Source organism: Cupriavidus sp. OV096 (genome assembly GCF_900115455.1).
GTDB lineage: Bacteria > Pseudomonadota > Gammaproteobacteria > Burkholderiales > Burkholderiaceae > Cupriavidus.
On the sequence record NZ_FOWM01000011.1, the window covers coordinates 1 to 22,576 of the forward strand.

Below are 22,576 nucleotides of genomic sequence, written 5' to 3' on the forward strand. Positions count from 1 at the left end.
AACCAGTACTAATTGCCCGTAAGGCTTGATCCTATAACCAGTGTGTCTTACCTGGTGTAGCGGTTCGCCGCCTTGTGCCACGATGGTACAAACACAACCAATCTTTACTACTCCCAGATTCGCCGTGCTGACATGCGTCAGCGCGGCAACCCCTCATGCCTGGTGACCATAGCGAGTCGGAACCACCCCTTCCCATCCCGAACAGGACCGTGAAACGACTTTGCGCCGATGATAGTGCGGACTACCCGTGTGAAAGTAGGTCATCGCCAGGCTCTTATACCCAGAACCCCCAGCCCCATAAAGGCTGGGGGTTTTGCTTTTGCGGCGACGATTTCGTTCGCGCCGCGAAGCCCTCGTCATTTCAGCGTCGTATCGCTGTTGTATTCAGGGTACCGGAGTATTCCGGCGCGGATTTCGTTCTGTTATGTTTCCTACAAGCGCCGGGTCTAGGCTGCGAAGCAGCGACGAGAAATTGGGTTTAGGGGGTTACATGGCGGCCACGAAGTTATGGCCCGCGCTTGCCAGCATGGCAGGCGTGTTGTTGTTGGCGGGATGTGCATCGAGCGGGGGAAATCCTCCCTTCGATCCGACGAAAATGGTCCCAGTGGCCGAAGTGGATTGCAAGACATTCGCGGCTAAAGCCGGCATGAAGTCGGCTGTTCACGTCGATGCGCTGGAGGCGGCGAATATCGCGACCGTGCTGGCCACGCAGCGGAATGCCGATGCTGAGGCTGGCGGCGACCCCGATGGCGAGGGCGAAGGCAGTGCTGCCGCGCCCGTGGCATTGCCCGAACTTCCTCCATTTTCAGCGTCCGCGTCGCTCGCCAATCTTCCTGCGGGCTGGCAGCCGTGGACGATCAACCGCAACAAGACCCCCACACGCTACACGCTGACCGAAGTGGATCAGCGCCTGGTGCTGCATGCCCAGGCCGACAGTTCCGCATCGGGGCTCTATGTGCCACTGACGCAGCGCGACCCCGGCATGCTTCGCTGGATGTGGAAGACGCGCGACGTGATCCGTAGCGCCGACAACGCGATGGGCCAGCGGGAAGACGCGCCTTTGCGCATCTTCGTCGCCTTTGATGGCGATACGGCCAAGCTGTCGCTGCGCGACCAGCTCATGTACGAAATGGCCCGCATCACCACGGGCCGTGAGATGCCTTACGCCACGCTGATGTACATCTGGGGCGGTCGCCGTCCCGCCGGCGCGGTGTTGAACAACCCCCATACGGATCGCGTCCGCATGATCGTGGTCGATTCGGGCACGCGCCACGCCAATAGCTGGCGCTGCCATGAGCGCGATCTGCGCGCGGACTACCGCAAGGCGTTCGGGACCGATCCCGGCAAGGTCATCGCCGTGGGGCTGATGACCGATACCGACAATACCAAGAGCCGCGCGGAGTCCTGGTACGGGGACATCGTCCTCGATTGACCGGGGGCTAGTCCTGGTCGATTGAGCAGGCGGAGGCCTGGCTTGGCGCCGTGTCCTCGAGCGCCAGCAGGGCGAACGTCGCCAGCCAATGGGTGGCGACGTAGTGGCCGCCCACCGCCTGCGGCAGTGACGCCTCGAGGTGATCGGACCACGCCCGCACAGCCAGCGGCTGGAGCGTCGGGGGCAGGGCGGGCCCCAGCAGCCGCCAGCACCATGCACGGGACAGGTTCAGGCCGTCCAGGTGCGACATCTTCGGGTCCGTGCGATCCGCCACCGTCACCGGCGTCAGCCAGGTCGCCAACTCGGCCTGCCCTGGCGAGAACATCTCCCACCAGTCCCCGAACGAGCAGTCGTCGTCGGTCACCTGCTGCATCAGGACCGCTTCGATCAATCCACCTGACAGGAACTCGTCGCCGCCCGGCTCGTAGCGGGCGGGATACCGTTGATCATGTCCGAACCAGCGGTGCGCGCGCCGGACAATGGCCTTGCGCAGCGCCAGATGCTGCGTGCTACGCGCGAAATGCAGCGCCATCACCAGCGCAAACGCGCTGTTGAAATGGGTGCCGGTCCGCACCGGGAAATCGGCGATTTCGATGGATTCGATCAGACGCAGCGCGAGGTGGTCGGCCAGGGGCGCACAAGCTGCTGCCCATTGCGCTGCCTGTGGGTCGGCAGCGCCCAGCAGCGTCAATTCCGACTGAAGCCGCAGCACCCACGCCCAGCCGTACGGGCGCTCGAACGTGCGCGAGCCCGGACGCTCGAAGTACGCCAACTCCGTCGCCAATGCCTCAGGGCGAAGTTGCGCGTCGAGCGTCTGCCGGATCTGCGGTGCGATCGGCAGGTCCGGGCGCGTCGCCAGCAGTCGCACCAGCAGCCAATGCATATGGACCGACGAATGCCAGTCGTAGCTGCCATAGAAGACCGGATGCGCCACCGCCGGCTCGGTGAGATCGCCGGCACGCGCCATCAGGTGGTCGAGCTTGTACGGATAGGGACGGACGATGTTGTCCAGCGCCACCCGGGCGAAGCCTTCCGCCGTGTTGTCGTCCAACAGCGTATGCGTCATCGCCGGCCTTTCCTATGAGCGGATTCTGAAAAGCTGCCCGCAATCAACGCCAAACTTAGGCGGCAGCGAGCCACTTCTCCACGAGTTTCACGAAGAACGTCGAGCCCACCGGCAGCAGCTCGTCGTTGAAGTCGTAGCTGGGGTTGTGCAGCATGCACGGTCCCATGCCGTGGCCGGCCTCGCGGTGCGTGCCCTCGCCATTGCCGATGAACAGGTAGCAGCCCGGCTTTTCCTGGAGCATGAACGAGAAGTCCTCGGCGCCCATGGTCGGCTCGACGTTGCCGTCCACATGGTCCGCGCCCACCACCTCGCTGGCCACGCCCACCGCGAACTCCGCCTCGGCGGCGCTGTTGATCGTCGGCGGGTAGTTGCGGCGGAATTCGAATTCGATGGTGCAGTCGAACGCCGACGCCACCGCGCGCGACACCTCTTCCATGCGCCGCTCGATCAGGTCGAGCACCGGCACCGTGAACGTCCGCACCGTGCCGCCGATCCATGCCTGATCCGGCACGATGTTGGTGGCATCGCCGGCGTGGAACTGGGTCACGGAGATCACGGCCGTGTCGATCGGCCGCTTGTTGCGCGTGATGATGCCCTGCAGCGCCGAGACGATCTGCGTGCCGGTGAAGACTGGGTCGAAGCCGTTGTGCGGCATGGCCGCGTGGGCGCCCTTGCCCTTCACGACGATGCGGAATTCATTGCTCGATGCCATCAGCGGCCCGGCCGTGGTGCCGAACGAGCCCACCGGCATGCCCGGCCAGTTGTGCATGCCGAAGACGGCATCGCACGGAAAACGCTTGAACAGCCCGTCCTTGATCATCTCGCGCGCGCCGCCGCCGCCCTCTTCGGCCGGCTGGAAGATCAGGTTGACGGTACCGTCGAAATTACGGTGCTCGGCGAGGTAGCGCGCCGCGCCAAGCAGCATCGCCGTATGGCCGTCATGGCCGCAGGCGTGCATCTTGCCGTCGTGCTGCGAGCGATGGCCGAAGGTATTGGCTTCCTGCAGTGGCAGTGCGTCCATGTCGGCACGCAGGCCAATCGAACGGCCGCTGTTGCCGTTGCGGATCACGCCGACGAGCCCCGTCGTGCCAAGCCCGCGATGGACCTCGATGCCCCACGATTCCAAGCTTTTTGCGACCAGATCAGCGGTGCGCTGTTCTTCGAAGCAGAGTTCGGGATGGGCGTGGATGTCGCGGCGGAGGGTGCGGATTTCGGCTTGCGCCTGGAGGATTTCTGGGATGAGCTTCATGGTGCCGTACCGGGCAGTGGGATACCCCGATCATACCTGTCTGCCTGCAAAGCGCCAAAGACGGACCTTGGCGCCCCGACTTGGCGCACTGCAGCACGGCACCTCGCGCGCCCGCGCACCCCTCGCCGGGTGGGTTTCCCCGCATGGCGCTGCCGTTCCACTGCTGGAACAGTTCATGCTTGAAGTGCCTGGCCGGTCGCGCCCGGATCCGCGATGCAGAATGGACCGCACCAAAATGCGGCGATTTCTTATTGCGCAGGCGACGACTGCTCCTTATTGTCATTTCAGACTTCCCACAGGGAGAAACGCGCGATGTCCCTTCGCACTGTCAACAAGGTCAAGATCGCCATGAGTAAGAGGGTCGGCAATACCGCCGCCGCCGTGCTGCTGGCGAGCGCCCTCGGCCTCGGCCTGGCCGCGCCCGCCCAGGCGGTCGACCTGAAGATCGCCATGAGTTCGCCGCCGACCTCGATGGATCCGCATTTCTATAACCTGTTCTCGAACATCAACGTGTCCGAACACGTGTTCGACTCCCTGGTGAAGCTCGACCCGGACAGCCGCATCATTCCGGGCCTGGCCGAGTCCTGGAAGCTCGTGAACAACCTCACGTGGGAATTCAAGATCCGCAAGGGCGTGAAGTGGCATGACGGCACCGAGCTGACGACCGAGGACGTGGTCTGGTCGCTCGACCGCCCCGCCACGATCCTGAACAGCCCGGGCAAGTTCGACGTCTATACCAAGGCGATCATCAACAAGAAGGTGATCGACAAGTACACGCTCCAGCTGACCACCAACCAGCCGTATCCGTTGATGTTGAACGACCTGACGTCGATCTTCATGGTGCAGAAGAAGGCCACGCAGGGCCTGACGTCCGACGACTTCGCGCAGGGCAAGGGCATGGTCGGCACCGGGCCGTTCAAGTTCGTGAGCTACGCCCGCGACGACCGGGTCGAACTGGTCAAGAACCCCGACTACTGGGGCCCGAAGCCGGCCTGGGACAAGGTCACGCTGCGCTTCATCCCGAACCCGGCCACGCGCCTCGCCGCGCTGCTGTCCGGTGACGTGCAGGCCATCGAGAACGTGCCGACGCCGGACCTGCCCAAGGTGCGCCAGGACCCGAAGCTGTCGTTCTTCAGCAAGATCTCGCACCGCGTGATCTACCTGTTTTTCGATGCCAAGCGCGACAAGTCGCCGTACGTCACCACCAAGGACGGCCAGCCGATGGATAAGAATCCGCTCAAGGATGCGCGCGTGCGGAACGCCATCAGCATGGCCATCAACCGGCAGGGCATCAAGGACCGGCTGATGGAAGGGCTTTCCGAGCCGACCAACAACCTCGTGCCGCCCACGCTGTTCGGCTACAACCCGGCCCTGAAGACGGTGAAATACGATCCCGAAGGCGCCAAGAAGCTGCTCGCGGAGGCGGGCTACCCCAACGGCTTCGGCGTCACGCTGCACACGCCGAACAACCGTTACGTGAACGATGAGAAGATTGCCCAGACCATCGCCCAGAACCTGACGCGGATTGGCATCGCCACCAAGGTGGAAGGCATGCCGATGGCCACCTATTCGTCGAAGGGTATCAAGCACGAGTGGTCGTTCGGCCTGCTCGGATGGGGCGCCCAGACCGGCGAGGTCAGCTCGCCGCTGCGTGCGCTGCTCGCCTGCGAGGACTCGAAGAAGGGCTTCGGCACGACCAACTGGGGCGAGTACTGCAATCCAAAAATGGACGTCGTACTAGAGAAGGCGCTGGCCACGGTGGAAGACGCTGAACGATCGAAGCTGCTGCAGGAAGCCACGGCCATCGCCATCAACGACGGCGGCATCATCCCGATCCACCAGCAAGTCACCACGTGGGCCACGCAGAAGGGCATCACCTACGTGCCGCGTACCGACGAGCGCACTTATGCGCATAACTTCAAGCCGCAATAAGTCGGCTGGGGTCAATCGGCTGCACTAAGCTAGCAGCGGATGCCGTCGTGCAACGGTCCCTGACCTGGGGACCGTTGCCGGCGAAAGGATAGTGTCTCCACCATGCTGGTTTTCATCATCCGGCGCCTGATGCAGAGCGTGGTCGTGCTCCTCGTCATGTCGCTGCTCGTCTTTCTTGGCGTTTTTGCGATCGGCAACCCGGTCGACATCCTCATCAGTCCGCAGGCGGACCAGGAGGACATCAAGCGCACCATCGCCGCGCTCGGGCTGGACAAGCCGCTCTGGGAACAGTACTGGATCTTTCTGCAGAACGCCTTGCACGGCAACCTCGGCATGTCGTTCGCGCATGGCACGCCCGCACTGAAGCTGATCTTCGAGCGCATGCCGGCGACCATGGAACTGGCCGTCACGGCCATCCTGCTGGCCATCGTTCTCGGCATTCCGCTAGGTCTCTGGGCTGGGCTCCGGCCCACCGGCGTGGCCGGCAAGTCGATCATGACGATATCGATCCTGGGCTTCTCGCTGCCCACGTTCTGGGTCGGCCTGATGCTGATCATGGTGTTCGCGGTGCAGCTTGGCTGGCTGCCGTCGAATGGCCGGGGCGAGACCGTGCGGGTGCTGGGCATCCCGCTCAGCTTCCTGACCGTGGACGGCATCCGCCACCTGATCCTGCCGGCGGTCACGCTGTCGCTGCTGAACATCGCCATGGTGATCCGGCTCACGCGCGCCGGCACGCAGGAGGCCATGCTGCAGGACTACGTGAAGTTCGCCCGGGCCAAGGGCTTGTCGAACTCCCGCATCGTCGGGGTGCACGTTCTTAAGAATATTCTGATCCCGATCGTGACCGTGATCGCGCTCCAGTTCGGCTCGATCATCGCGTTCGCCATCGTGACCGAGTCGATCTTCGCCTGGCCCGGCATGGGCAAGCTCATCATCGACTCGATCCAGTTGCTGGACCGCCCGGTGATCGTGGCCTACCTGATGGTGATCGTGACGCTGTTCATCCTGATCAACCTCGTGGTGGACATCGTCTACAGCATGCTCGATCCGCGCGTGCGCATTGCCGACAACAAGGGCTGAGCCATGAGCGCGAGCACCGTACCGAACCCAACCAAGGAAGTCGCGATCCCGGCCGTGCCGGCGAAGGAGCAGACGCCGTTCCGCCGCTTCGCCCGGCAGTTCCTGGAGAGCAAGCTGGCCGTGCTGGGGCTGGTGACGCTCGGCCTCATCATCCTGATTGCGATCTTCGCGCCATGGCTGGCGCCGCAGAATCCGTACGACCTGGCCACGCTGGACGTGCTCGACGCACGGATGGCCCCGGGCGAACAGGCCGGCAGCGGCCTGACCTTCCTGCTGGGCTCGGACGAGCAGGGGCGCGACATCCTCTCCGCCGTGATGTACGGCCTGCGTATCAGTATCGGCGTGGGGGTGCTCAGCACGGTGATCGCGCTGCTGCTGGGGGCGACGCTCGGCCTGCTGGCCGGCTTCCTCGGTGGCCGCATCGAGGCGCTGATCATGCGCGTGGCCGATCTCCAGCTCTCGTTTCCGCCGATTCTGCTGGCGCTGATCCTGCTGGCCTTCCTGCGGCCGGGCCTCGGCAACATCGTTATCGCCCTGGTGGCGGTGCAATGGGCCTACTACGCGCGCACCACCCGCAGCGCGGCGCTGGTGGAGCGGCGCAAGGAGTACATCGAGGCCGCCACGTGCCTGGGCCTGCCGCCGGGGCGCATCATGTTCCGCCACCTGCTGCCGAACTGCCTGCCGCCGCTGATCGTGATCGCCGCGCTGCAGGTGGCATCGGCCATCACGCTGGAGGCCACGCTGTCGTTCCTCGGGCTCGGCGTGCCGGTCACGGAGCCGTCGCTCGGCTCGCTGATTTCGAACGGCCAGCAGTACATGCTGTCCGGCAAGTACTGGATCAGCTTCTTCCCGGGGATCGCGCTGGTGGTGACCATCGTGTCGATGAACCTCGTGGCCGACCAGTTGCGCGACGTGCTGAACCCGCGCCTGCAAACGCAATGACCGCCCAGGAGCGCGCATGAGCCAACCTACCCTGGTGGTCGAACACCTGAAAACGCAGTTTTTCACGCGCGCCGGCGTGGCCAAGGCCGTGGACGACGTGTCGTTCTCGGTCAACCGCGGCGAGATCATGGGCCTGGTCGGGGAGTCCGGCTCGGGCAAGTCGATGACCGGCTATTCGATCATGGGCCTGATCGATGCGCCCGGCAAAGTCGTCGACGGCCGGATCGCGCTGACCAGCCGCGACGGCGTGACGCGCGACCTCCGCGCGCTCACCCCCGCCCAGCAGCGCGACGTGCGCGGTAACCGCATCGCAATGATTTTCCAGGACCCGATGATGACGCTGAACCCGGTCCTGCGCATCGACACCCAGATGATCGAGGCCGTGCGCGCGCACGACAACGTCAGCAAGCCGGCCGCCCGCGAGCGGGCGCGCAACGCGCTGGCCCGGGTCGGCATTCCCTCGCCGGACGAGCGCCTGACCGCCTACCCGCACCAGTTCTCGGGCGGCATGCGCCAGCGCGTGGCGATTGCCATCGCGCTGCTCAACAAGCCGGACCTGATCATTGCCGATGAGCCGACCACGGCGCTGGACGTGACCATCCAGGGCCAGATCCTCTATGAGATGCAGACGCTGTGCCGGGAATCGGGCACCGCGCTGATCTGGATCACGCACGACCTGTCCGTGGTGGCCGGGCTCGCGGACAAGGTCTGCGTGATGTACGCCGGCAAGATCGTGGAATCGGGCGATGTGCGCCAGGTGCTGGAGCATCCCGAGCACCCGTACACGCACGGGCTGATCGGCTCGGCGCCGTCGCGCAACCCGCGCGGCACGCCGCTGCGGCAGATTCCGGGGATGACGCCATCGCTGCTGAATCTGCCCGGCGGCTGCTCGTTCCGCGAGCGCTGCCCCTACGCGACCGACATCTGCAAGACCGAACCGCCGCTCGGCACCTCGCCAGACGGCCGGGAGCTGCGCTGCTTCCACCCGGTACTTGCCCAGCAGGAGGCCGCATGAGCCAGTCCGTGATCGATACTCCGGCGAGTGCCGCCAACATCACGCCGACCGAGCCCGCGACGCCTCCCGCGCCGCTGCTGGAGTTGCGCGCGGTGTCCAAGCGCTTCGTCAAGACGCTCGACGTGGCGGCCAAGCTCGCCAATGTCTTCGGCGCGAAGCAGCGCGTGGAGGTGGTGCATGCCGTAGATCGCGTGGACCTGGCGATCCGCGCGGGCGAGGTGGTGGGGCTGGTGGGCGAGTCGGGCTGCGGCAAGTCCACGCTGGGCCGGATGGCCGTGGGGCTCCATACGCTGACCGAGGGCGAACGGTTCTGGCGCGGCGTGGATCTGGACCGCCTGCCGCCGGACAAGCGCCGCGAGAAGCAGCTCGCCATCCAGATGATCTTCCAGGACCCGTACGCGTCCCTGAACCCCCGGCTGCGCGTGCTCGATATCGTCGGCGAGGCACCCGTGGTGCACGGCATGGTCGAGAAGGGCGCCCAGAAGGCCTATGTGGAAGACATGCTCGTACGCGTGGGCATGGATCCCACCGTGCTGCGCCGCTTCCCGCACCAGTTCTCGGGCGGACAGCGGGCGCGCATCGGCATCGCCCGGGCCTTGGCCGTGAAGCCGGAATTCCTGGTCTGCGACGAATCGGTGGCGGCGCTCGATGTCTCGATCCAGGCCCAGGTCCTGAACCTGTTCATGCGCCTGCGGGAAGACCTGAACCTGACCTACCTGTTCATCAGCCATGACCTGGGCGTGGTCAAGCACATCAGCGACCGCGTGGTGATCATGTATCTGGGGAGGGTGGTGGAGTCGGCGCCCACCGAGGGCGTGTTCGCGGCGCCGAACCACCCGTACACGCAGGCGCTGCTGGCCGAGGCGCCCAAGCTGGAAGTGGGCAAGAAGACCTATGTGGCGATCCGGGGCGAGATCCCGTCGCCGCTGAACCCGCCGCTGGGCTGCCACTTCCACCCGCGCTGCCCGCACGCGATGCCGCGCTGCCGGGAGGAACAGCCGATGCTGAAGGAGATCGCGCCGCTACGCTTCTCGGCGTGCCATCTGAACGATATGGCTTGAAAGGGGCCCCTCCGCCCCAGGAGGGGCGCCCCAGGTGCGTCAGCGAATCACCACGCCGCGCGAGTTGATGATCGTCATTTCGACGAATTTCGATCCCACGTGGTTCTCTGGCCCGTACTGGACGATGAAGCCGCCCAGATCCACGTTGCGCATGCTTTCCACGGCGGTGATGAACTTCTCGCGCGTGACCTCGCGCCCGGTGCGGCGCAGCCCTTCCACGAACGCCTTGGCGGCGATGAAGCCCTCGATACTGGCGTAGTCGAAGTCGTTCTGCTTGCCGGACGCCTGCAGCAGGCGCAGGTACTCGCGCACCACCGGCAGCGTGGCGTTGCCCGGGTGCGGCATCACCTGCGAGATGATCACGCCGCTGCCCAGCGGGCCCACTTCCTTGGCCAGCGCCTGGGTGCCGACGAAGGACACGTTGTAGAACTGGCCGCTGTAGCCGCGCCGCAGGGCTTCCTTCACGAACGCGCCCACGGTGCGGTAGGCGCTGATCAGCACGATGGCGTCCGGGCTGGCCTTCATGGCGCCCTGCATCGCGTCGCCGATCTCCACCGTGTTGCGGATCACCGACTCCTGGGCGACCAGCTTCACGCCGCTGTCGGCCGGGAGCGACTTGATCGCCTGCTCCACCCCGGCGATGCCGGCCTTGCCGTAGGCGTCGTCGTTATAGACCACGGCCACGCGCTTCAGGCCCGTGGTGCGGATCTGGCGCACGATGGCGGAAGTTTCCTCGTCGTAGCCGGCGCGCACGTGGAAGACGTAGCGGCTGCGCGGGTCGCGCAGCGACTGGGCGCCCGTGAACGGGGCGAAGAACGGCACGCGCGCCTGGTTGGCCAGTGGCACGGCGGCCTGGCTGGTCGGCGTGCCCACGTAGCCGAACAGCGCGAAGACGCGGTCTTCCTCGATCAGCTTTTTGGTGTTCTTGATGGCATCGTCCGGCTCGTAGGCATCGTCCAGCGCCTTGAGTTCGATCTTGCGGCCGAACACGCCGCCTTGCTGGTTGATGTAGTCGAAATACAGCCGCGCGCCCGAGTTCATCTGCTTGCCGAGCACCGCGGTGGAGCCGGTCAGCGCGGCGGACTGGCCGAGCAGGATGGTGTCGGCCGTAACGCCGGTCTCGGCGGCCGTAGTGTTGGCCGCGCTTGCCGCGCCGGATGCGACGACGGCGCACGCCGCCAGCAGGCCGGCAAAGCGCCGGCGCGTGACCCCAGAATGCAAAACCATGTGAATCCCCGTCAAAAAATCCAAAGTGTTCTTGTGCTTCTGTACCCCGCGGCCCCCGCCCGGTCTGTTGCCTGTGAGGGGGTTCCGGCACGGTGGCCGGACTGTCGGGCGGTTTGCCCGGCAGCGCCGGAACATCATAATCGAATACAATCGGAGCCAAACAATTTCTCCCGGTTCGGGACCCTCCGGCGAGGCGCTTGCGCCACAGTCATGCCCCCAGACATGACGGCCGCCTGGCCCGCTCCGTCGCCAGAAATCCATCGCCCCAGGCCCCAAGGCCCGCCAGCCGCCCCACGTCCGACATCACCATGGCCACCCGTATCGTCCGCGCCGCCTGCCCCCACGATTGCCCCGACACCTGTGCGCTGCTCGTCACCGTCGAGGACGGCCGGGCCATCAAGGTGGCCGGCGACCCCGACCACCCGGCCACCCAGGGCGTGCTGTGCACCAAGGTTTCCCGCTATACGGAACGCACCTACCACCCTGACCGGCTGCTGACGCCGCTGCGCCGCGTCGGCAAGAAGGGGGAGGGCAAGTTCGAGCCGATTTCCTGGGACGAGGCGCTCGACGAGGTGGCCCGCCGCCTCGGCGCCATTGCCGCGCGCGACCCGCAGGCCATCATCCCCTACAGCTACGCCGGCACCATGGGACTGGTGCAGGGCGAAAGCATGGCCGCGCGTTTCTTCCACAAGCTCGGGGCTTCGCTGCTGGACCGGACGATCTGCGCCAGCGCGGGCGCCACGGCGCTGCGCTATACCTATGGCGCCAGCGTGGGCATGGACATGGAATACGTGGCCGATGCCAAGCTGGTGATCATCTGGGGCGGCAACCCGATCGCCTCGAACCTCCATTTCTGGACCCGCGCGCAGGAAGCCAAGCGCCGTGGCGCCACGCTGGTCGCCATCGACCCGTATCGCTCCCTGACGGCCGAGAAGTGCCACCGCCACATCGCGCCGATGCCCGGCACCGACGGCGCGCTGGCGCTGGCGATCATGCACGTGCTGATCCGCGACGATTTGCTCGATCACGACTACATCGAACGGCACACGGTCGGCTTTGCCGCGCTGCGCGAGCGGGCGATGGAATTCTCGCCGGCCCGCGCCGCCGAGATCTGCGGCGTGCCGGTGGAAGACATCGAATGGATCGCCGGCCTCTACGGCCAACTCGCGGTGCGTGAGCGCCAGCCAGTGGCCATCCGCCTGAACTACGGCATGCAGCGCGCCCACGGCGGCGGCCAGGCCGTGCGCGCGGTGGCGAGCCTGCCGTCGCTGGTCGGCGCCTGGCGCCACCCGGCGGGCGGCTTGCAGCTATCGACCTCGGGTTTCTTCCCGATCGACCACGCGGCGCTCCAGCGGCCCGACCTGCTGCCAGACTGGCCGCAGGTGCCGCGCACCGTGAACATGAGCACGATTGGCGACGCGCTGCTCGACGACGGCACCGGCGCCCAGGGCCCGAAGATCGAAGCCGTGGTGGTCTACAACAGCAACCCGGTGGCCGTGGCGCCGGAATCGGCCAAGGTGGCGGCCGGCTTCGCGCGCGAGGATTTGTTTACCGTGGTGCTCGAGCATTTCCGCACCGATACGGCCGACTACGCCGATATCGTCCTGCCGGCCACGACCCAGCTCGAGCATGTGGACGTCCACAAAGCCTACGGCCACACCTACTTCCTGGCCAACAACCAGGCCGTGGCGCCGATGGGCCAGGCGCTGCCGAATACCGAGATTTTCCGCCGGCTGGCCGCGCGCATGGGCTTCACCGAGCCGTGTTTTGCCGATAGCGACGAGGCCATCGCCGCGCAGGCCATCCTGCGCGAGGACAAGCGGGCCGAGGGCATCAGCTGGGATTCGCTGCGCGAGCAGGGCTGGCAGAAGCTGAACCTGCTGGCTGCGCCGTTCGCCGAGGGCGGCTTCCCCACGGCATCGGGCAAATGCGAGTTTTACTCCGAGGCGATGGCCCGCGACGGCCTCGATCCGGTGCCGGCCTATGTCCCGCCTTACGAGGCGCCGGCCTCGGCGCCCGAGCTGGCGGCCCGCTATCCGCTGGCGATGATCTCCCCGCCGGCTCGCAATTTCCTCAATAGCTCGTTCGTCAACGTGGACAGCCTGCGCGCCACGGAGGGCGAGCCGCACCTGGACATCCATCCGCTGGACGCCGCCGCGCGCGGCATCGTCCACGGCGCCATGGTCCGTGCCTTCAACGACCGGGGCAGCATGCTGGCCCGCGCCCGCGTGACGGACCGCGCGCGGCAGGGCCTGGTGGTGGGTTTGTCGATCTGGTGGAAGAAGCTGGCGTCGGACGGCAAGAACGCCAACGAACTGACCAGCCAGCGCCTGACCGACCTGGGCCGCGCGCCGGTCTTCTACGACTGTCTGGTCGAGGTGGCGCCGGCCGGGGTGGAGAGGGAGGCCGTGGCGTCATGATGCGCTGGCCGGCCCGCTGGCGCGTGGCGGGCACCCTGGTGGTGCTGGCCGTCGCGGCGCTGGCGGCCGGCTGCGACACGCTCGGCTATTACTATCAGTCGGTCGGCGGCCATCTGGGCGTGATGGCCAAGGCGGAGTCGCTCGACGACGCCATCGACGCCGCCCGCAACGCCAACGACACCCGCCTGGCCCAGCGCCTCACGCTGGCGCGGCAGATGCGCGACTACGCCTCGCGCGAGCTGAAGCTGCCGGACAACGGCAGTTATCGCCGCTACGCCAACCTGCATCGGCCCTACGTGGTGTGGAGTGTGTTCGCCACGCCGGAATTGTCGATGGAGCTGCGCAAGTGGTGCTTCCCCATCGTGGGCTGCATCACATATCGCGGTTATTACGATCCCCAGGACGCCGAACAGTACGCCAAGGATCTGCGCCGGGAAGGCTTCGAGGCCTACGTGGCCGGGATCCCGGCCTATTCGACGCTCGGATATTTCGACGATCCACTACTCAACACCTTCGTCTACCAGCCCGAGGGCGAACTGGCCCGGCTGATCTTCCACGAACTGGCCCACCAGGTGGTCTACGTGCGCAACGACACCGCGTTCAACGAGTCGTTCGCCACCGCCGTGGAGACGGCCGGGGTGGAGCAATGGCTGGCGCACGCTGCCTCAGCGGACGCCCGCGCCAGCTACCAGATCTACGACAGCCGCCGGCGCGACTTCCGCGCCATGCTGCTGCGCACGCGCGACAAGCTCGTGGCGCTGTACCGCGCCCCGCTGGACGATGAGGCCAAGCGCCAGGGCAAGGCGCGGATCTTCACCGAACTGCGCGAAGACTATGCACACAAGCGCGCCGAATGGGGCAACTACAGCGGCTACGACCGCTGGTTCGACCAGCCCCTGACCAATGCCCACCTGGCCGCCGTGGCCACCTACCAGCAATGGGTGCCCGCGTTCACCGCGCTGCTGGCCAAGTCGGGCGGCGACTGGACCCGGTTCTATGCCGAGGCGCGCCGCCTGGGCGACCTTCCGCCGGCCGAGCGCGACGCCGCGCTGCGCCGGCTGGCGCCGCCGGCCACGGAGGTCACGCCACCGTCGCCGCCGCAGCCTCCGCCACCCAAGCCCCTGTCGGCACAATCCCCAGACAAGGGCGATACCGGCCGGTAGAACCCGACGCCTTCCCGCCCAATCCGTCAAGCCGCGTGTTTCCCGATGGTGGAGCGCGCGCCGCATGAGAAAATTGCCCTATGCCACCCCCCTCCAGGAAAACCGGCGCCGTGCCGCGCGCCGATGAAGCCGCCACGCTGGCCGACGACGGTCCGGCGCGCTCGCACGTTGCCGAGCGCCAGGAAGCACGCCGCCGCCAGATCCTGGATGCCGCCGCCCAGCTCTTCTATACGAAGGGCTACCCCGGCATGACCATGAACGACCTGTGCCGGGCGCTCGGCGTCACCAAGCCGGCGGTCTATTACTACTTCGCCGACAAGTACGAGATCTTCGACATCCTGTGCCGCGAGTCGGCCCAGACCTGCCTGCCGGTGATCCGCGAGACGGCCGACCCGGCGCTGCCCGTGCGCGAGCGCCTGCACGCCTGCCTGCTGGAGATGGCGCGGCGCTGCGTGCGCTGCCACGTGGCAGCGGCACTGAGCTTCCGCGACAACCAGTACCTGAAGCCGGACACCGTGGCGTGGCTCAACACCATGGCGCGCGACTTCTACCGCGACCTCTACGTGCTGCTCGAGGAAGGGCGCGCCACCGGCGTGTTTGCCTTCGGGGATGCCCGCGTGACCGCGCATTCCATGGGCGGCGTGATCGGCTTCATGTACACCTGGCACGAGCCCGGGCGCATGGACGAGGAAACCCTCGCCCAGGAACTGGCGTCCAACATGATGAAGCTGGTGCTGCCGAGCTGAGGCCAGGCGGGGAGCTAGGGGTATTCCCTCGCCGCCACCCCTGAGTGGCGCATAATTCACGATTTCACGATTCCGGTGGGTGGAGGACTTCGTCTAACGTGTTGTCTGGCGAGGCGTGCACGTTTAGCATTCCCAAAAAATCGAACGACCATTCAGAAATTCAGGAGACGGTATGGAAAAGCTGTGGCTGAAACATTATCCGGCGGGCGTACCGGCAGAGATCGACGCCAGTCAGTTCCGTTCGCTGGCCCAGTTGCTCGAGGAATCGTTCCGTACCTACGCCGACCGTCGCGCCTTCATCTGCATGGACCGCGCCATTACCTATGGCGAGCTGGACCAGCTGTCCGCGCACTTCGCGGCGTGGCTCCAGTCACGCGGCCTGCGCCCCGGCGCACGCGTGGCCATCATGATGCCGAACGTGCTTCAGTACCCGGTGGTGCTGGCCGCCGTGCTGCGCGCCGGCTACGTGGTGGTCAACGTCAACCCGCTCTACACGCCGCGTGAACTGGAACACCAGTTGAAGGACAGCGGCGCCGAGGCCATCGTCATCCTCGAAAACTTTGCCGCCACGCTCCAGGCCGTGCTGCCGGCCACGCCGGTCAAGCACGTGGTGGTGGCCAGCATGGGCGATATGCTCGGCACCGTGAAGGGCGCCGTGGTCAATTTCGTCGTGCGCAACGTCAAGAAGATGGTGCCGGCCTGGGAGCTGCCGCACTGCGTGCGCTTCAACGACGTGCTGGCCGAGGGCGCCAAAATGACGCTCAAGCCGGTGGACACTGGCCCGGACGACATCGCCTTCCTGCAATACACGGGCGGCACCACGGGGATCTCGAAGGGCGCCACGCTGCTGCACCGGAACATTGTGTCGAACGTGTTGCAATCTGAAGCCTGGATGCAGCCCGCGCTGGCCAAGGGCGCGCCCATCGACCAGGTCATCACGATCACCGCGCTGCCGCTGTATCACATCTTCGCGCTGACGGTCTGCTGCCTGCTGGGCATGCGCAGCGGCGGCCTGAGCATCCTGATTCCGAATCCGCGTGACATCCCCGGCTTCGTCAAGGAACTCCAGAAGTACAAGTTCAACATGTTCCCGGCGGTGAACACGCTCTACAACGCGCTGCTGAACAATCCGGACATCGGCAAGGTCGATTTCTCGGGCCTGCGCGTGGCCAACGGCGGTGGCATGGCGGTGCAGGAGGCGGTGGCCAAGAACTGGCTGGCCAAGACCGGCTGCCCGGTCATCGAGGGCTACGGGCTGTCGGAGACCTCGCCGTCGGCCACCTGCAACCCCACGGACACGGACACCTTCTCGGGCACCATCGGCCTGCCGCTGCCTTCCACCGAGGTCTCGATCCGCGACGACGACGGCAACGAACTGCCGCTCGGCCAGCCGGGCGAGATCTGCCTGCGCGGCCCGCAGGTGATGGCCGGCTACTGGAATCGCCCGGACGAGACGGCCAAGGTCATGACGCCGGACGGCTTCTTCAAGACCGGCGACATCGGCATCATGGACGAGCGCGGCTACACCAAGATCGTCGATCGCAAGAAGGACATGATCCTGGTGTCGGGCTTCAACGTGTATCCGAACGAGGTGGAAGGCGTGGTCGCGGAGTGCCCGGGCGTGTTGGAAGTGGCCGCTGTCGGCGTGCCGGACCAGCATTCGGGCGAGGTGGTGAAGCTGTTCGTGGTGAAGAAGGACCCGGCGCTGTCCGAGGCCGATGTCATCGCGTTCTGCAAGGAACGGCTGACCGGCTACAAGCGGCCGAAGTACGTCGAGTTCCGCACCGAGCTGCCCAAGACCAACGTCGGCAAGATCCTGCGCCGCGAACTGCGCGACAGCCGCAAGGCGGCCTAAGCCGCGTCGCAATCCGCTGCGATCAGCCGGGCGCCCTCAGCACTCGTTCGAGGGCGCGATCAGCGGCTGGGGCGCGCCGTCCGGATAGATCACCCGCGCGCAGGCGCCCGGGTCCAGCCCGGCCAGCGCCGGCGCGTTGACGTTCACCACGGTCCCGTCCGCGGCCTGCACCTTGTACAGGAACAGGTCGATCTGCTGCGGCGGCCGGCGGTTGAACAGCTGCGTCAGGTCGATCGAAAATCCCACCCCCACGGCGCTGCCGCCGCGCCCGCCGCCTCCACCCACGCCAGCCGCCCCCACGCCCACGCCATAGCCCGGGTAGCTGCCCCCATCGGGCACCTCCACACGGGTCAGGTACGTTCGCTCGATCACGCGGCCCAGCTTGACCGTGGCATTCATCGGCGCCACCTGCGGGGCGGCTGGCGGCGTCTGGGCACAGCCAGACAGGCCAGCCATCACAGCGGCCGTGGCGAGGGTCAGGATCGGGCGGAACAGGGTTTTCATGGCATCTCAGCCGGCAAGGCTGGTCTTTAGCCGGCCCAGCAGGCGGAACAGCGCGCGGCGGTCCGTCTCGGCCAGTCCGGAAAACAGGTGTTCCACCCAGCTCTCGTGCGCGCGGGCCATGCGCGAGAATGCCTCGCGGCCGGCGGGGGTCAGGCGGATCAGGTAGGCGCGGCGGTCCGTGGGCAACGCCTCGCGCGTGACCAGGCCCTCTTGCTGGAGCTGGTCGGTGATGCCGGTAACGTTGCCGCCGGTCACCATCATCCGGCGGGACAACTCGCCCATCTTGAGGCCCTCGGGGTGGCGGTCGAGCTGGGACATCAGGTCGAAGCGCGGCAGCGTCACCGCGAACTCCTGGCGCAACCGCGAGCGGATGTCGCCCTCCACGAGGTTGGTGCAGGTCAGCAGGCGCAGCCAGAGGCGCAAGGCCTCGTGGCTGGTCTCGCCGACGCGGGTCTCGAGATCTACCGGCGCAAGGTCGGCACTCGGGGGCGCCGCGTTGGCTGTGGGCGAAGTGGGCATTGCGATACCAGGGCAGGCAAAACGTTTGATACCTCAAGTATATGCGCTGGTCCGGTGCAATGCCCCGGAGATCCGCGTTCTGGATCGACGTCCTTAATCGACCTTGGCGCCCGAGTCCTTCACCACCTTCGCCCATTTGGCCGTCTCGGCCCGGATGAACGCCGCGAACTGCTCCGGCGTGTTGCCGACCGGATCGGCGCCCTGGGCCAGCATGCGCTCCCGCACGGCCGGCGTGGCCAGGCTCTTGGCCACTTCCTGCTGAATGCGATGGACGATGTCGGTCGGCGTGCCCGCCGGCGCCAGCAGGCCAAACCACGAGCTGGCCTCGAAGTTCGGCAGCTTGGCGGCGGCTGCCACGGTCGGCAGGTCGGGCAGGGCCGGCGAGGGCTTGGCGCTGGTCACCGCCAGTGCCTTCAGCTTGCCGCTCTTGATCAGTTGCATCGACGAAGGCAGGTTATCGAACATCAGCTGCATGGTGCCGCCGGACAGGTCGGTCAGCGCCGGGCCGCTGCCCCGGTACGGGAAGTGGACCATGAACGTCTTGGTCTGGGTCTTGAACAGCTCGCCGGCCAGGTGGATGGACGTGCCGTTGCCGCTCGACGCCATGTTCAGCTTGCCCGGATTGGCGCGCGCATAGCCGATCAGGTCATTGACGCTGTTGATCTTGTTCTGCTGCGCGAAGGCCGGGTTCACCACCAGCACGTTCGGCACCGACGCCACCTCGGTGATCGGCACGAAATCCTTGATCGGATCGAACGGCAGCTTGGCGTAGAGCGACTGGTTGATGCCGTGCGTGCCGACGGTGCCCATCAGAAGGGTGTAGCCGTCCGGGGCGGACTTGGCGACGATGTCCGTGCCGATATTGCCGCCCGCGCCGGGTTTGTTGTCCACCACCACGTTCCAGCCGGGCAGCTTCGACAGCTCGGCGGCCACGGCGCGCGCGAGGATGTCGGTGGTTCCGCCGGCCGGGAATGGCACCACGAGCCGGATCGGCTTGTTCGGGTACGGATCGGCGGCAAAGGCGGTGGACGCGGGCAGGGCGAGGGAAGCCAGGGCGGTGGACAGCAGCAGCGCAAGGGCGCGCCGGCGGGGGTGGTGCATGAGGGTCTCCTGTTGGCGGCCGGCTGTCTGGTCTTCCGGTCTCGGGGCCATTCTAGTCTCGCCAGCGCCACTTCGCGGATGAGGTGAAGCCCTTACCGACTGTGCCCGGGCGTGTCACGGAAACGAAAAAAGGCGCCCGCAGGCGCCTTTCCTCCCCAATCAGATGCTTCAGGTCAGAACTTGTGGCGGATACCCAGTGCCACGCCGATCTGGCTGTTCTTGCCCTGTTGCATGAAGTAGCCGTTGGCGAAGCTCACGGCCGAGGTATCGAAGTTCAGGCCCGAGTTCTTGGCGTAGCCGGCCGTCAGGTAGACGTCGGTGCGCTTCGAGAAGTTGTAGTCGGCGACGAAGCTGACCTGCCACGGGTTGGCCGGGTTGTCCTGGACGAATGCCGACGAGGCGCGCAGCGTCTTCAGATCGTCGTAGAAGTACGCAAGCGTCAGACCCAGCGGGGCAGTGACCTGGTAGTTCAGGCCAGCCCAGAAGTAGTCGTCGCGCTGGAGCGTGTTGCCGGCGTTGTCCTCGATCATGCCGTAGCGGTAGCCCACCATCGCCTTGAACGGGCCGAATGTGTAGCTGCCGGCCGTGCCGATCTTGCGCGACTTGCCCGCCGAGCCGATCGTGGTGGCCGGACGCCATTCGTCATAGGCCACCGTCAGGCCGAACGGGCCCGAGAGGTACAGCAGGCCGGCGCCGCCGCCCGCGTTGTTGTTGAAGTTGCCGGGGGCTTCGCCAGCCCCTGCGTTGGCCAGCGGCACGGGGCCGATGGCGGCCACGCCGGTGCCGAAGCTCCAGTGCGCTTCAGCGGTGACGGGGCCGAGCACGGCGGTGTACTTGACCGTGTTGTCCGAACGGAAGTTGGTACCCAGCTGGGCCACCACCGGTTCGTAGATCGTGGCGTAGCCGGTCGGCGAGAAGTTCGCGAACATGTCGAACATCGTCGTGTACTGGCGGCCGAAGGTCAGACGGCCGAGCTTGTCGCTCTGCATACCCACGTAGGCTTGACGACCGAACAGGCGGCCGCCTTGCTGCGAGCGGCCATCGTCGAGGCCAAAACCGGATTCCAGCACGAACAGCGCCTTCAGGCCGCCACCGAGGTCTTCGGTGCCACGCAGGCCCCAACGCGAGCCGGACAGGCCGCCGCCGGTCTGCAGGCCGACGCGGCTGCCGCCACCGGGCAGTGACGGCGGGCGGCCATTCGGGCCCCACGTCGCCGGATTGGTATTGAAGCCCGGTGCCAGGTGGTTGTTATATTCGATCGGCACGTCCACGACGCCGTACAGCGTCACGCTCGTCTGGGCGTTTGCCGCGCTGGCAAACGCGCCCATCGCGGCAAGCGCGATTAGCGACTTTTTCATGCTGGGTTATCTCCACTTAAGAATTATTAGATGAAGCGCCGAAGAACCTCCTGAGCCCTCTCTCCACTCTTCTGCGCTTAACTTCCATGGAAGCTGTCGGTCACTCTAGCAAAAGCGCGCATTTTGTTGACCCTGAGGTAAACGTCTTGTCTTGTTTTCACAACTCAGGGTTTCTGGGTACGGAAAACCAGTCCAGGCGCAGCGTTCCGGGCTGCTCGCGGCTTGCCGCCGGGGGCGTGCGGATGGCCGCCGGGTACAATGCGGGGAAATCCCGAGGCGCTGCCGGCCCCGGCCTCCCCCGTTGGTGGGGGATCGGATCGGCCGCGTGAAATGCCGCTCAAACGGGTGCTTGAAGCTTGACGCATCACTGATTGACCGAAATCGACAAGACATCGCAGACATGGATACGCTGATCCGAGAATTCGACGTGGCGCTGCGCGCCATCGCGGGCGCGACCCGGGCCGGCCGGCCGAACCCGGCTGACCGCCTGGCGCCGGAGACGGATGAACTGAGCGCGGATGCACGCCGCCATGTGGCCGGGCTGATGCGCATCAACCATGTCGGCGAGGTCTGCGCCCAGGCCCTGTACCAGGCGCAGAAGATCACGGCGCGCACCGCGCCGGTGCGGGCGCAGATGGATGCCGCCGCGCGCGAGGAGGAAGACCACCTCGCCTGGTGTGCCGAGCGACTGCGCGAACTCGGCTCGCGGCCGAGCCTGCTGAACCCGGTCTGGTACGCGGGCGCGTTCGCCATCGGCTTCCTGGCCGGCCGCGCCGGTGACCGCGTGAGCCTGGGCTTCGTCGCCGAGACCGAGCGCCAGGTCGAGCATCACCTGACCGGCCACCTCGACCAGCTGCCGCCCGCCGATGGCCGCAGCCGCGCCATCCTCGAACAGATGCGCGACGACGAGATCCGCCACGGCGATGCCGCGCGCGACGCCGGCGGCCTGCCGCTGCCCGCCCCGGTACGCGCGCTGATGCGTGCCGCCTCGCGCGTGATGACCACCACCGCCTACCGCATCTGATTCCCACCGGCGGCCAGCCGGATCGGCTGCCCGCCCGACCTGTGGAAAAGTCCCGTGAGCCCTTGTGCAATCGGGGCTCGCGGCAAAACGTTGTATCCTTCGCGACAACGCGGAACGGAATTCGCCCAGCGTTGTCGGCCGTCCCTCCCTCGGCAGTTCTCAGGTGGTTTCTCTGCTTTGCTCCCTAAGATCTTCATTTCATTAAGGATTCACTTTCGTGGTGCGTGAAGTCAACGCGCTAAGTCTTTGTTCTGATTCAAAAAACACCGTTTTTCGCCCGATGGCGAGCCTTGACCCGCTATACCGCTTCCTCTAAAGTGGGAAATAGTGTGAGGAAGTGTATTTTTGTGTGATAAAGCGGCCTGCGTCTGCGATGATTTGAACAGACCGGACAGGATGGTTCGACCTGCCGCACGGCGCGTAAGCCGTCGGCAACCGGGGGGCATAGCTTGTTTCAGGGAGCATCGGCGCTGTCGCTCGATGCCAAGGGTCGGATGTCGATTCCGGCCAGGCACCGCGAAGCGCTGCAACAGCAGGCCGAAGGCCGGGTGACGCTGACCAAGCACCCGGATGGATGCCTGTTGCTCTTTCCCCGCCCCGAGTGGGAGACCTTCCGTAGCCGTATCGCGGCGCTGCCGATGGATGCGCACTGGTGGAAGCGGATCTTCCTGGGCAACGCCGCCGACGTGGAAATGGATGGCGCGGGCCGCGTGCTGATTGCACCGGAGCTGCGCAGTGCCGCCATGCTCGACAAGGAAGTCATGCTGCTCGGTATGGGCAGCCATTTCGAAGTCTGGGACGCCGCCACCTACGCCGCGAAGGAATCGCAGGCGATGGCACAAGGCATGCCGGACGCATTGAAGAATTTCTCTTTCTGAAGAG

The 22,576-nt window shown here is 66.2% G+C and carries 19 protein-coding genes and 1 rRNA gene; 13 read left to right on the forward strand and 7 right to left on the reverse strand.

Features of this window, described 5'->3' with window-relative positions; all coding sequences use genetic code 11:
• Positions 1-158 precede the first annotated feature (158 nt).
• Together rrf and BM115_RS20690 are read left to right on the forward strand one after the other, a co-directional pair.
• A 5S ribosomal RNA gene (gene rrf, locus BM115_RS20685) occupies positions 159-272 on the forward strand.
• A gap of 218 nt (positions 273-490) precedes the next feature.
• Entirely contained in the window at positions 491-1,432 is a 942-nt protein-coding gene (locus BM115_RS20690) for a DUF3047 domain-containing protein (RefSeq protein WP_177219979.1), read from the forward strand.
• Between the two features lie 7 nt (positions 1,433-1,439).
• On the opposite strand, the gene BM115_RS20695 is transcribed toward BM115_RS20690, so the two are convergent.
• Positions 1,440-2,498, reverse strand: a complete 1,059-nt coding sequence (locus BM115_RS20695) for a DUF2891 domain-containing protein (protein WP_092298487.1) — start codon at positions 2,496-2,498, stop codon at positions 1,440-1,442.
• Between the two features lie 55 nt (positions 2,499-2,553).
• Entirely contained in the window at positions 2,554-3,747 is a 1,194-nt protein-coding gene (locus BM115_RS20700) for a M20 aminoacylase family protein (protein ID WP_092298490.1), read from the reverse strand.
• A gap of 348 nt (positions 3,748-4,095) precedes the next feature.
• Here BM115_RS20700 and BM115_RS20705 point away from each other — a divergent pair, with 348 nt between their 5' ends.
• The 5 genes from BM115_RS20705 to BM115_RS20725 all read left to right on the forward strand — a co-directional run bounded on the left by BM115_RS20705 (position 4,096) and on the right by BM115_RS20725 (position 9,777).
• Complete coding sequence (locus BM115_RS20705; RefSeq protein WP_092298966.1) at positions 4,096-5,679, forward strand: ABC transporter substrate-binding protein; 1,584 nt, start codon at positions 4,096-4,098, stop codon at positions 5,677-5,679.
• Positions 5,680-5,781: 102 nt separating this feature from the next.
• Positions 5,782-6,759: an ABC transporter permease gene (locus tag BM115_RS20710; RefSeq protein WP_092298493.1), complete on the forward strand. Its 978-nt coding sequence runs from the start codon at positions 5,782-5,784 to the stop codon at positions 6,757-6,759.
• Positions 6,760-6,762: 3 nt separating this feature from the next.
• Positions 6,763-7,701: an ABC transporter permease gene (locus tag BM115_RS20715; protein WP_092298496.1), complete on the forward strand. Its 939-nt coding sequence runs from the start codon at positions 6,763-6,765 to the stop codon at positions 7,699-7,701.
• A gap of 16 nt (positions 7,702-7,717) precedes the next feature.
• Positions 7,718-8,716 carry an ABC transporter ATP-binding protein gene (locus BM115_RS20720; protein WP_092298499.1) on the forward strand — a complete coding sequence of 333 codons (999 nt, stop codon included), beginning with the start codon at positions 7,718-7,720 and terminating at the stop codon, positions 8,714-8,716.
• The gene (locus BM115_RS20725) at positions 8,713-9,777 is read left to right on the forward strand and encodes an ABC transporter ATP-binding protein (RefSeq protein ID WP_092298501.1); all 1,065 of its coding nucleotides are present in this window, start codon (positions 8,713-8,715) and stop codon (positions 9,775-9,777) included. The genes BM115_RS20720 and BM115_RS20725 overlap by 4 nt, the downstream gene beginning before the upstream one ends.
• A 39-nt stretch (positions 9,778-9,816) precedes the next feature.
• On the opposite strand, the gene BM115_RS20730 is transcribed toward BM115_RS20725, so the two are convergent.
• Positions 9,817-11,004 carry an ABC transporter substrate-binding protein gene (locus BM115_RS20730; RefSeq protein ID WP_092298504.1) on the reverse strand — a complete coding sequence of 396 codons (1,188 nt, stop codon included), beginning with the start codon at positions 11,002-11,004 and terminating at the stop codon, positions 9,817-9,819.
• A 308-nt stretch (positions 11,005-11,312) separates the two neighbouring features.
• Here BM115_RS20730 and BM115_RS20735 point away from each other — a divergent pair, with 308 nt between their 5' ends.
• From BM115_RS20735 to BM115_RS20750, 4 genes are all read left to right on the forward strand, one after another.
• A complete protein-coding gene (locus BM115_RS20735) occupies positions 11,313-13,424 on the forward strand; it encodes a molybdopterin-containing oxidoreductase family protein (RefSeq protein WP_092298507.1) in 2,112 nt (703 codons plus the stop codon).
• The gene (locus tag BM115_RS20740; RefSeq protein WP_092298510.1) at positions 13,421-14,587 is read left to right on the forward strand and encodes an aminopeptidase; all 1,167 of its coding nucleotides are present in this window, start codon (positions 13,421-13,423) and stop codon (positions 14,585-14,587) included. Before BM115_RS20735 ends, BM115_RS20740 begins: the two co-directional genes overlap by 4 nt.
• A gap of 80 nt (positions 14,588-14,667) precedes the next feature.
• Entirely contained in the window at positions 14,668-15,333 is a 666-nt protein-coding gene (locus BM115_RS20745; protein ID WP_092298513.1) for a TetR/AcrR family transcriptional regulator, read from the forward strand.
• A 172-nt stretch (positions 15,334-15,505) separates the two neighbouring features.
• On the forward strand, positions 15,506-17,188 hold the full coding sequence (locus tag BM115_RS20750) for a long-chain fatty acid--CoA ligase (RefSeq protein WP_092298515.1): 1,683 nt from the start codon (positions 15,506-15,508) through the stop codon (positions 17,186-17,188).
• Positions 17,189-17,224: 36 nt separating this feature from the next.
• On the opposite strand, the gene BM115_RS20755 is transcribed toward BM115_RS20750, so the two are convergent.
• The 4 genes from BM115_RS20755 to BM115_RS20770 all read right to left on the reverse strand — a co-directional run bounded on the left by BM115_RS20755 (position 17,225) and on the right by BM115_RS20770 (position 20,670).
• On the reverse strand, positions 17,225-17,692 hold the full coding sequence (locus BM115_RS20755) for a hypothetical protein (protein ID WP_092298518.1): 468 nt from the start codon (positions 17,690-17,692) through the stop codon (positions 17,225-17,227).
• A gap of 6 nt (positions 17,693-17,698) precedes the next feature.
• A complete protein-coding gene (locus BM115_RS20760; protein WP_092298520.1) occupies positions 17,699-18,211 on the reverse strand; it encodes a MarR family winged helix-turn-helix transcriptional regulator in 513 nt (170 codons plus the stop codon).
• A 93-nt stretch (positions 18,212-18,304) separates the two neighbouring features.
• Positions 18,305-19,312 (reverse strand): tripartite tricarboxylate transporter substrate binding protein, encoded by a 1,008-nt coding sequence (locus BM115_RS20765; protein WP_092298522.1) that lies wholly within the window; start codon positions 19,310-19,312, stop codon positions 18,305-18,307.
• A gap of 173 nt (positions 19,313-19,485) precedes the next feature.
• On the reverse strand, positions 19,486-20,670 hold the full coding sequence (locus tag BM115_RS20770; RefSeq protein ID WP_092298524.1) for a porin: 1,185 nt from the start codon (positions 20,668-20,670) through the stop codon (positions 19,486-19,488).
• Positions 20,671-21,070: 400 nt separating this feature from the next.
• On the opposite strand from BM115_RS20770, the gene coq7 reads away from it, so the two are divergent.
• A complete protein-coding gene (coq7, locus tag BM115_RS20775) occupies positions 21,071-21,694 on the forward strand; it encodes a 2-polyprenyl-3-methyl-6-methoxy-1,4-benzoquinone monooxygenase (protein WP_092298526.1) in 624 nt (207 codons plus the stop codon).
• Between the two features lie 449 nt (positions 21,695-22,143).
• Positions 22,144-22,572 carry a division/cell wall cluster transcriptional repressor MraZ gene (gene mraZ, locus BM115_RS20780; protein ID WP_092298529.1) on the forward strand — a complete coding sequence of 143 codons (429 nt, stop codon included), beginning with the start codon at positions 22,144-22,146 and terminating at the stop codon, positions 22,570-22,572.
• Positions 22,573-22,576 lie beyond the last annotated feature (4 nt).

Bases quoted from the DNA above. Each gene is read 5' to 3' on its own strand.
- BM115_RS20690 (WP_177219979.1), top strand. From the start codon at position 491: ATGGCGGCCACGAAGTTATGGCCCGCGCTTGCCAGCATGGCAGGCGTG.
- BM115_RS20695 (WP_092298487.1), bottom strand. From the start codon at position 2,498: ATGACGCATACGCTGTTGGACGACAACACGGCGGAAGGCTTCGCCCGG.
- BM115_RS20700 (WP_092298490.1), bottom strand. From the start codon at position 3,747: ATGAAGCTCATCCCAGAAATCCTCCAGGCGCAAGCCGAAATCCGCACC.
- BM115_RS20705 (WP_092298966.1), top strand. From the start codon at position 4,096: ATGAGTAAGAGGGTCGGCAATACCGCCGCCGCCGTGCTGCTGGCGAGC.
- BM115_RS20710 (WP_092298493.1), top strand. From the start codon at position 5,782: ATGCTGGTTTTCATCATCCGGCGCCTGATGCAGAGCGTGGTCGTGCTC.
- BM115_RS20715 (WP_092298496.1), top strand. From the start codon at position 6,763: ATGAGCGCGAGCACCGTACCGAACCCAACCAAGGAAGTCGCGATCCCG.
- BM115_RS20720 (WP_092298499.1), top strand. From the start codon at position 7,718: ATGAGCCAACCTACCCTGGTGGTCGAACACCTGAAAACGCAGTTTTTC.
- BM115_RS20725 (WP_092298501.1), top strand. From the start codon at position 8,713: ATGAGCCAGTCCGTGATCGATACTCCGGCGAGTGCCGCCAACATCACG.
- BM115_RS20730 (WP_092298504.1), bottom strand. From the start codon at position 11,004: ATGGTTTTGCATTCTGGGGTCACGCGCCGGCGCTTTGCCGGCCTGCTG.
- BM115_RS20735 (WP_092298507.1), top strand. From the start codon at position 11,313: ATGGCCACCCGTATCGTCCGCGCCGCCTGCCCCCACGATTGCCCCGAC.
- BM115_RS20740 (WP_092298510.1), top strand. From the start codon at position 13,421: ATGATGCGCTGGCCGGCCCGCTGGCGCGTGGCGGGCACCCTGGTGGTG.
- BM115_RS20745 (WP_092298513.1), top strand. From the start codon at position 14,668: ATGCCACCCCCCTCCAGGAAAACCGGCGCCGTGCCGCGCGCCGATGAA.
- BM115_RS20750 (WP_092298515.1), top strand. From the start codon at position 15,506: ATGGAAAAGCTGTGGCTGAAACATTATCCGGCGGGCGTACCGGCAGAG.
- BM115_RS20755 (WP_092298518.1), bottom strand. From the start codon at position 17,692: ATGAAAACCCTGTTCCGCCCGATCCTGACCCTCGCCACGGCCGCTGTG.
- BM115_RS20760 (WP_092298520.1), bottom strand. From the start codon at position 18,211: ATGCCCACTTCGCCCACAGCCAACGCGGCGCCCCCGAGTGCCGACCTT.
- BM115_RS20765 (WP_092298522.1), bottom strand. From the start codon at position 19,312: ATGCACCACCCCCGCCGGCGCGCCCTTGCGCTGCTGCTGTCCACCGCC.
- BM115_RS20770 (WP_092298524.1), bottom strand. From the start codon at position 20,670: ATGAAAAAGTCGCTAATCGCGCTTGCCGCGATGGGCGCGTTTGCCAGC.
- coq7 (WP_092298526.1), top strand. From the start codon at position 21,071: ATGGATACGCTGATCCGAGAATTCGACGTGGCGCTGCGCGCCATCGCG.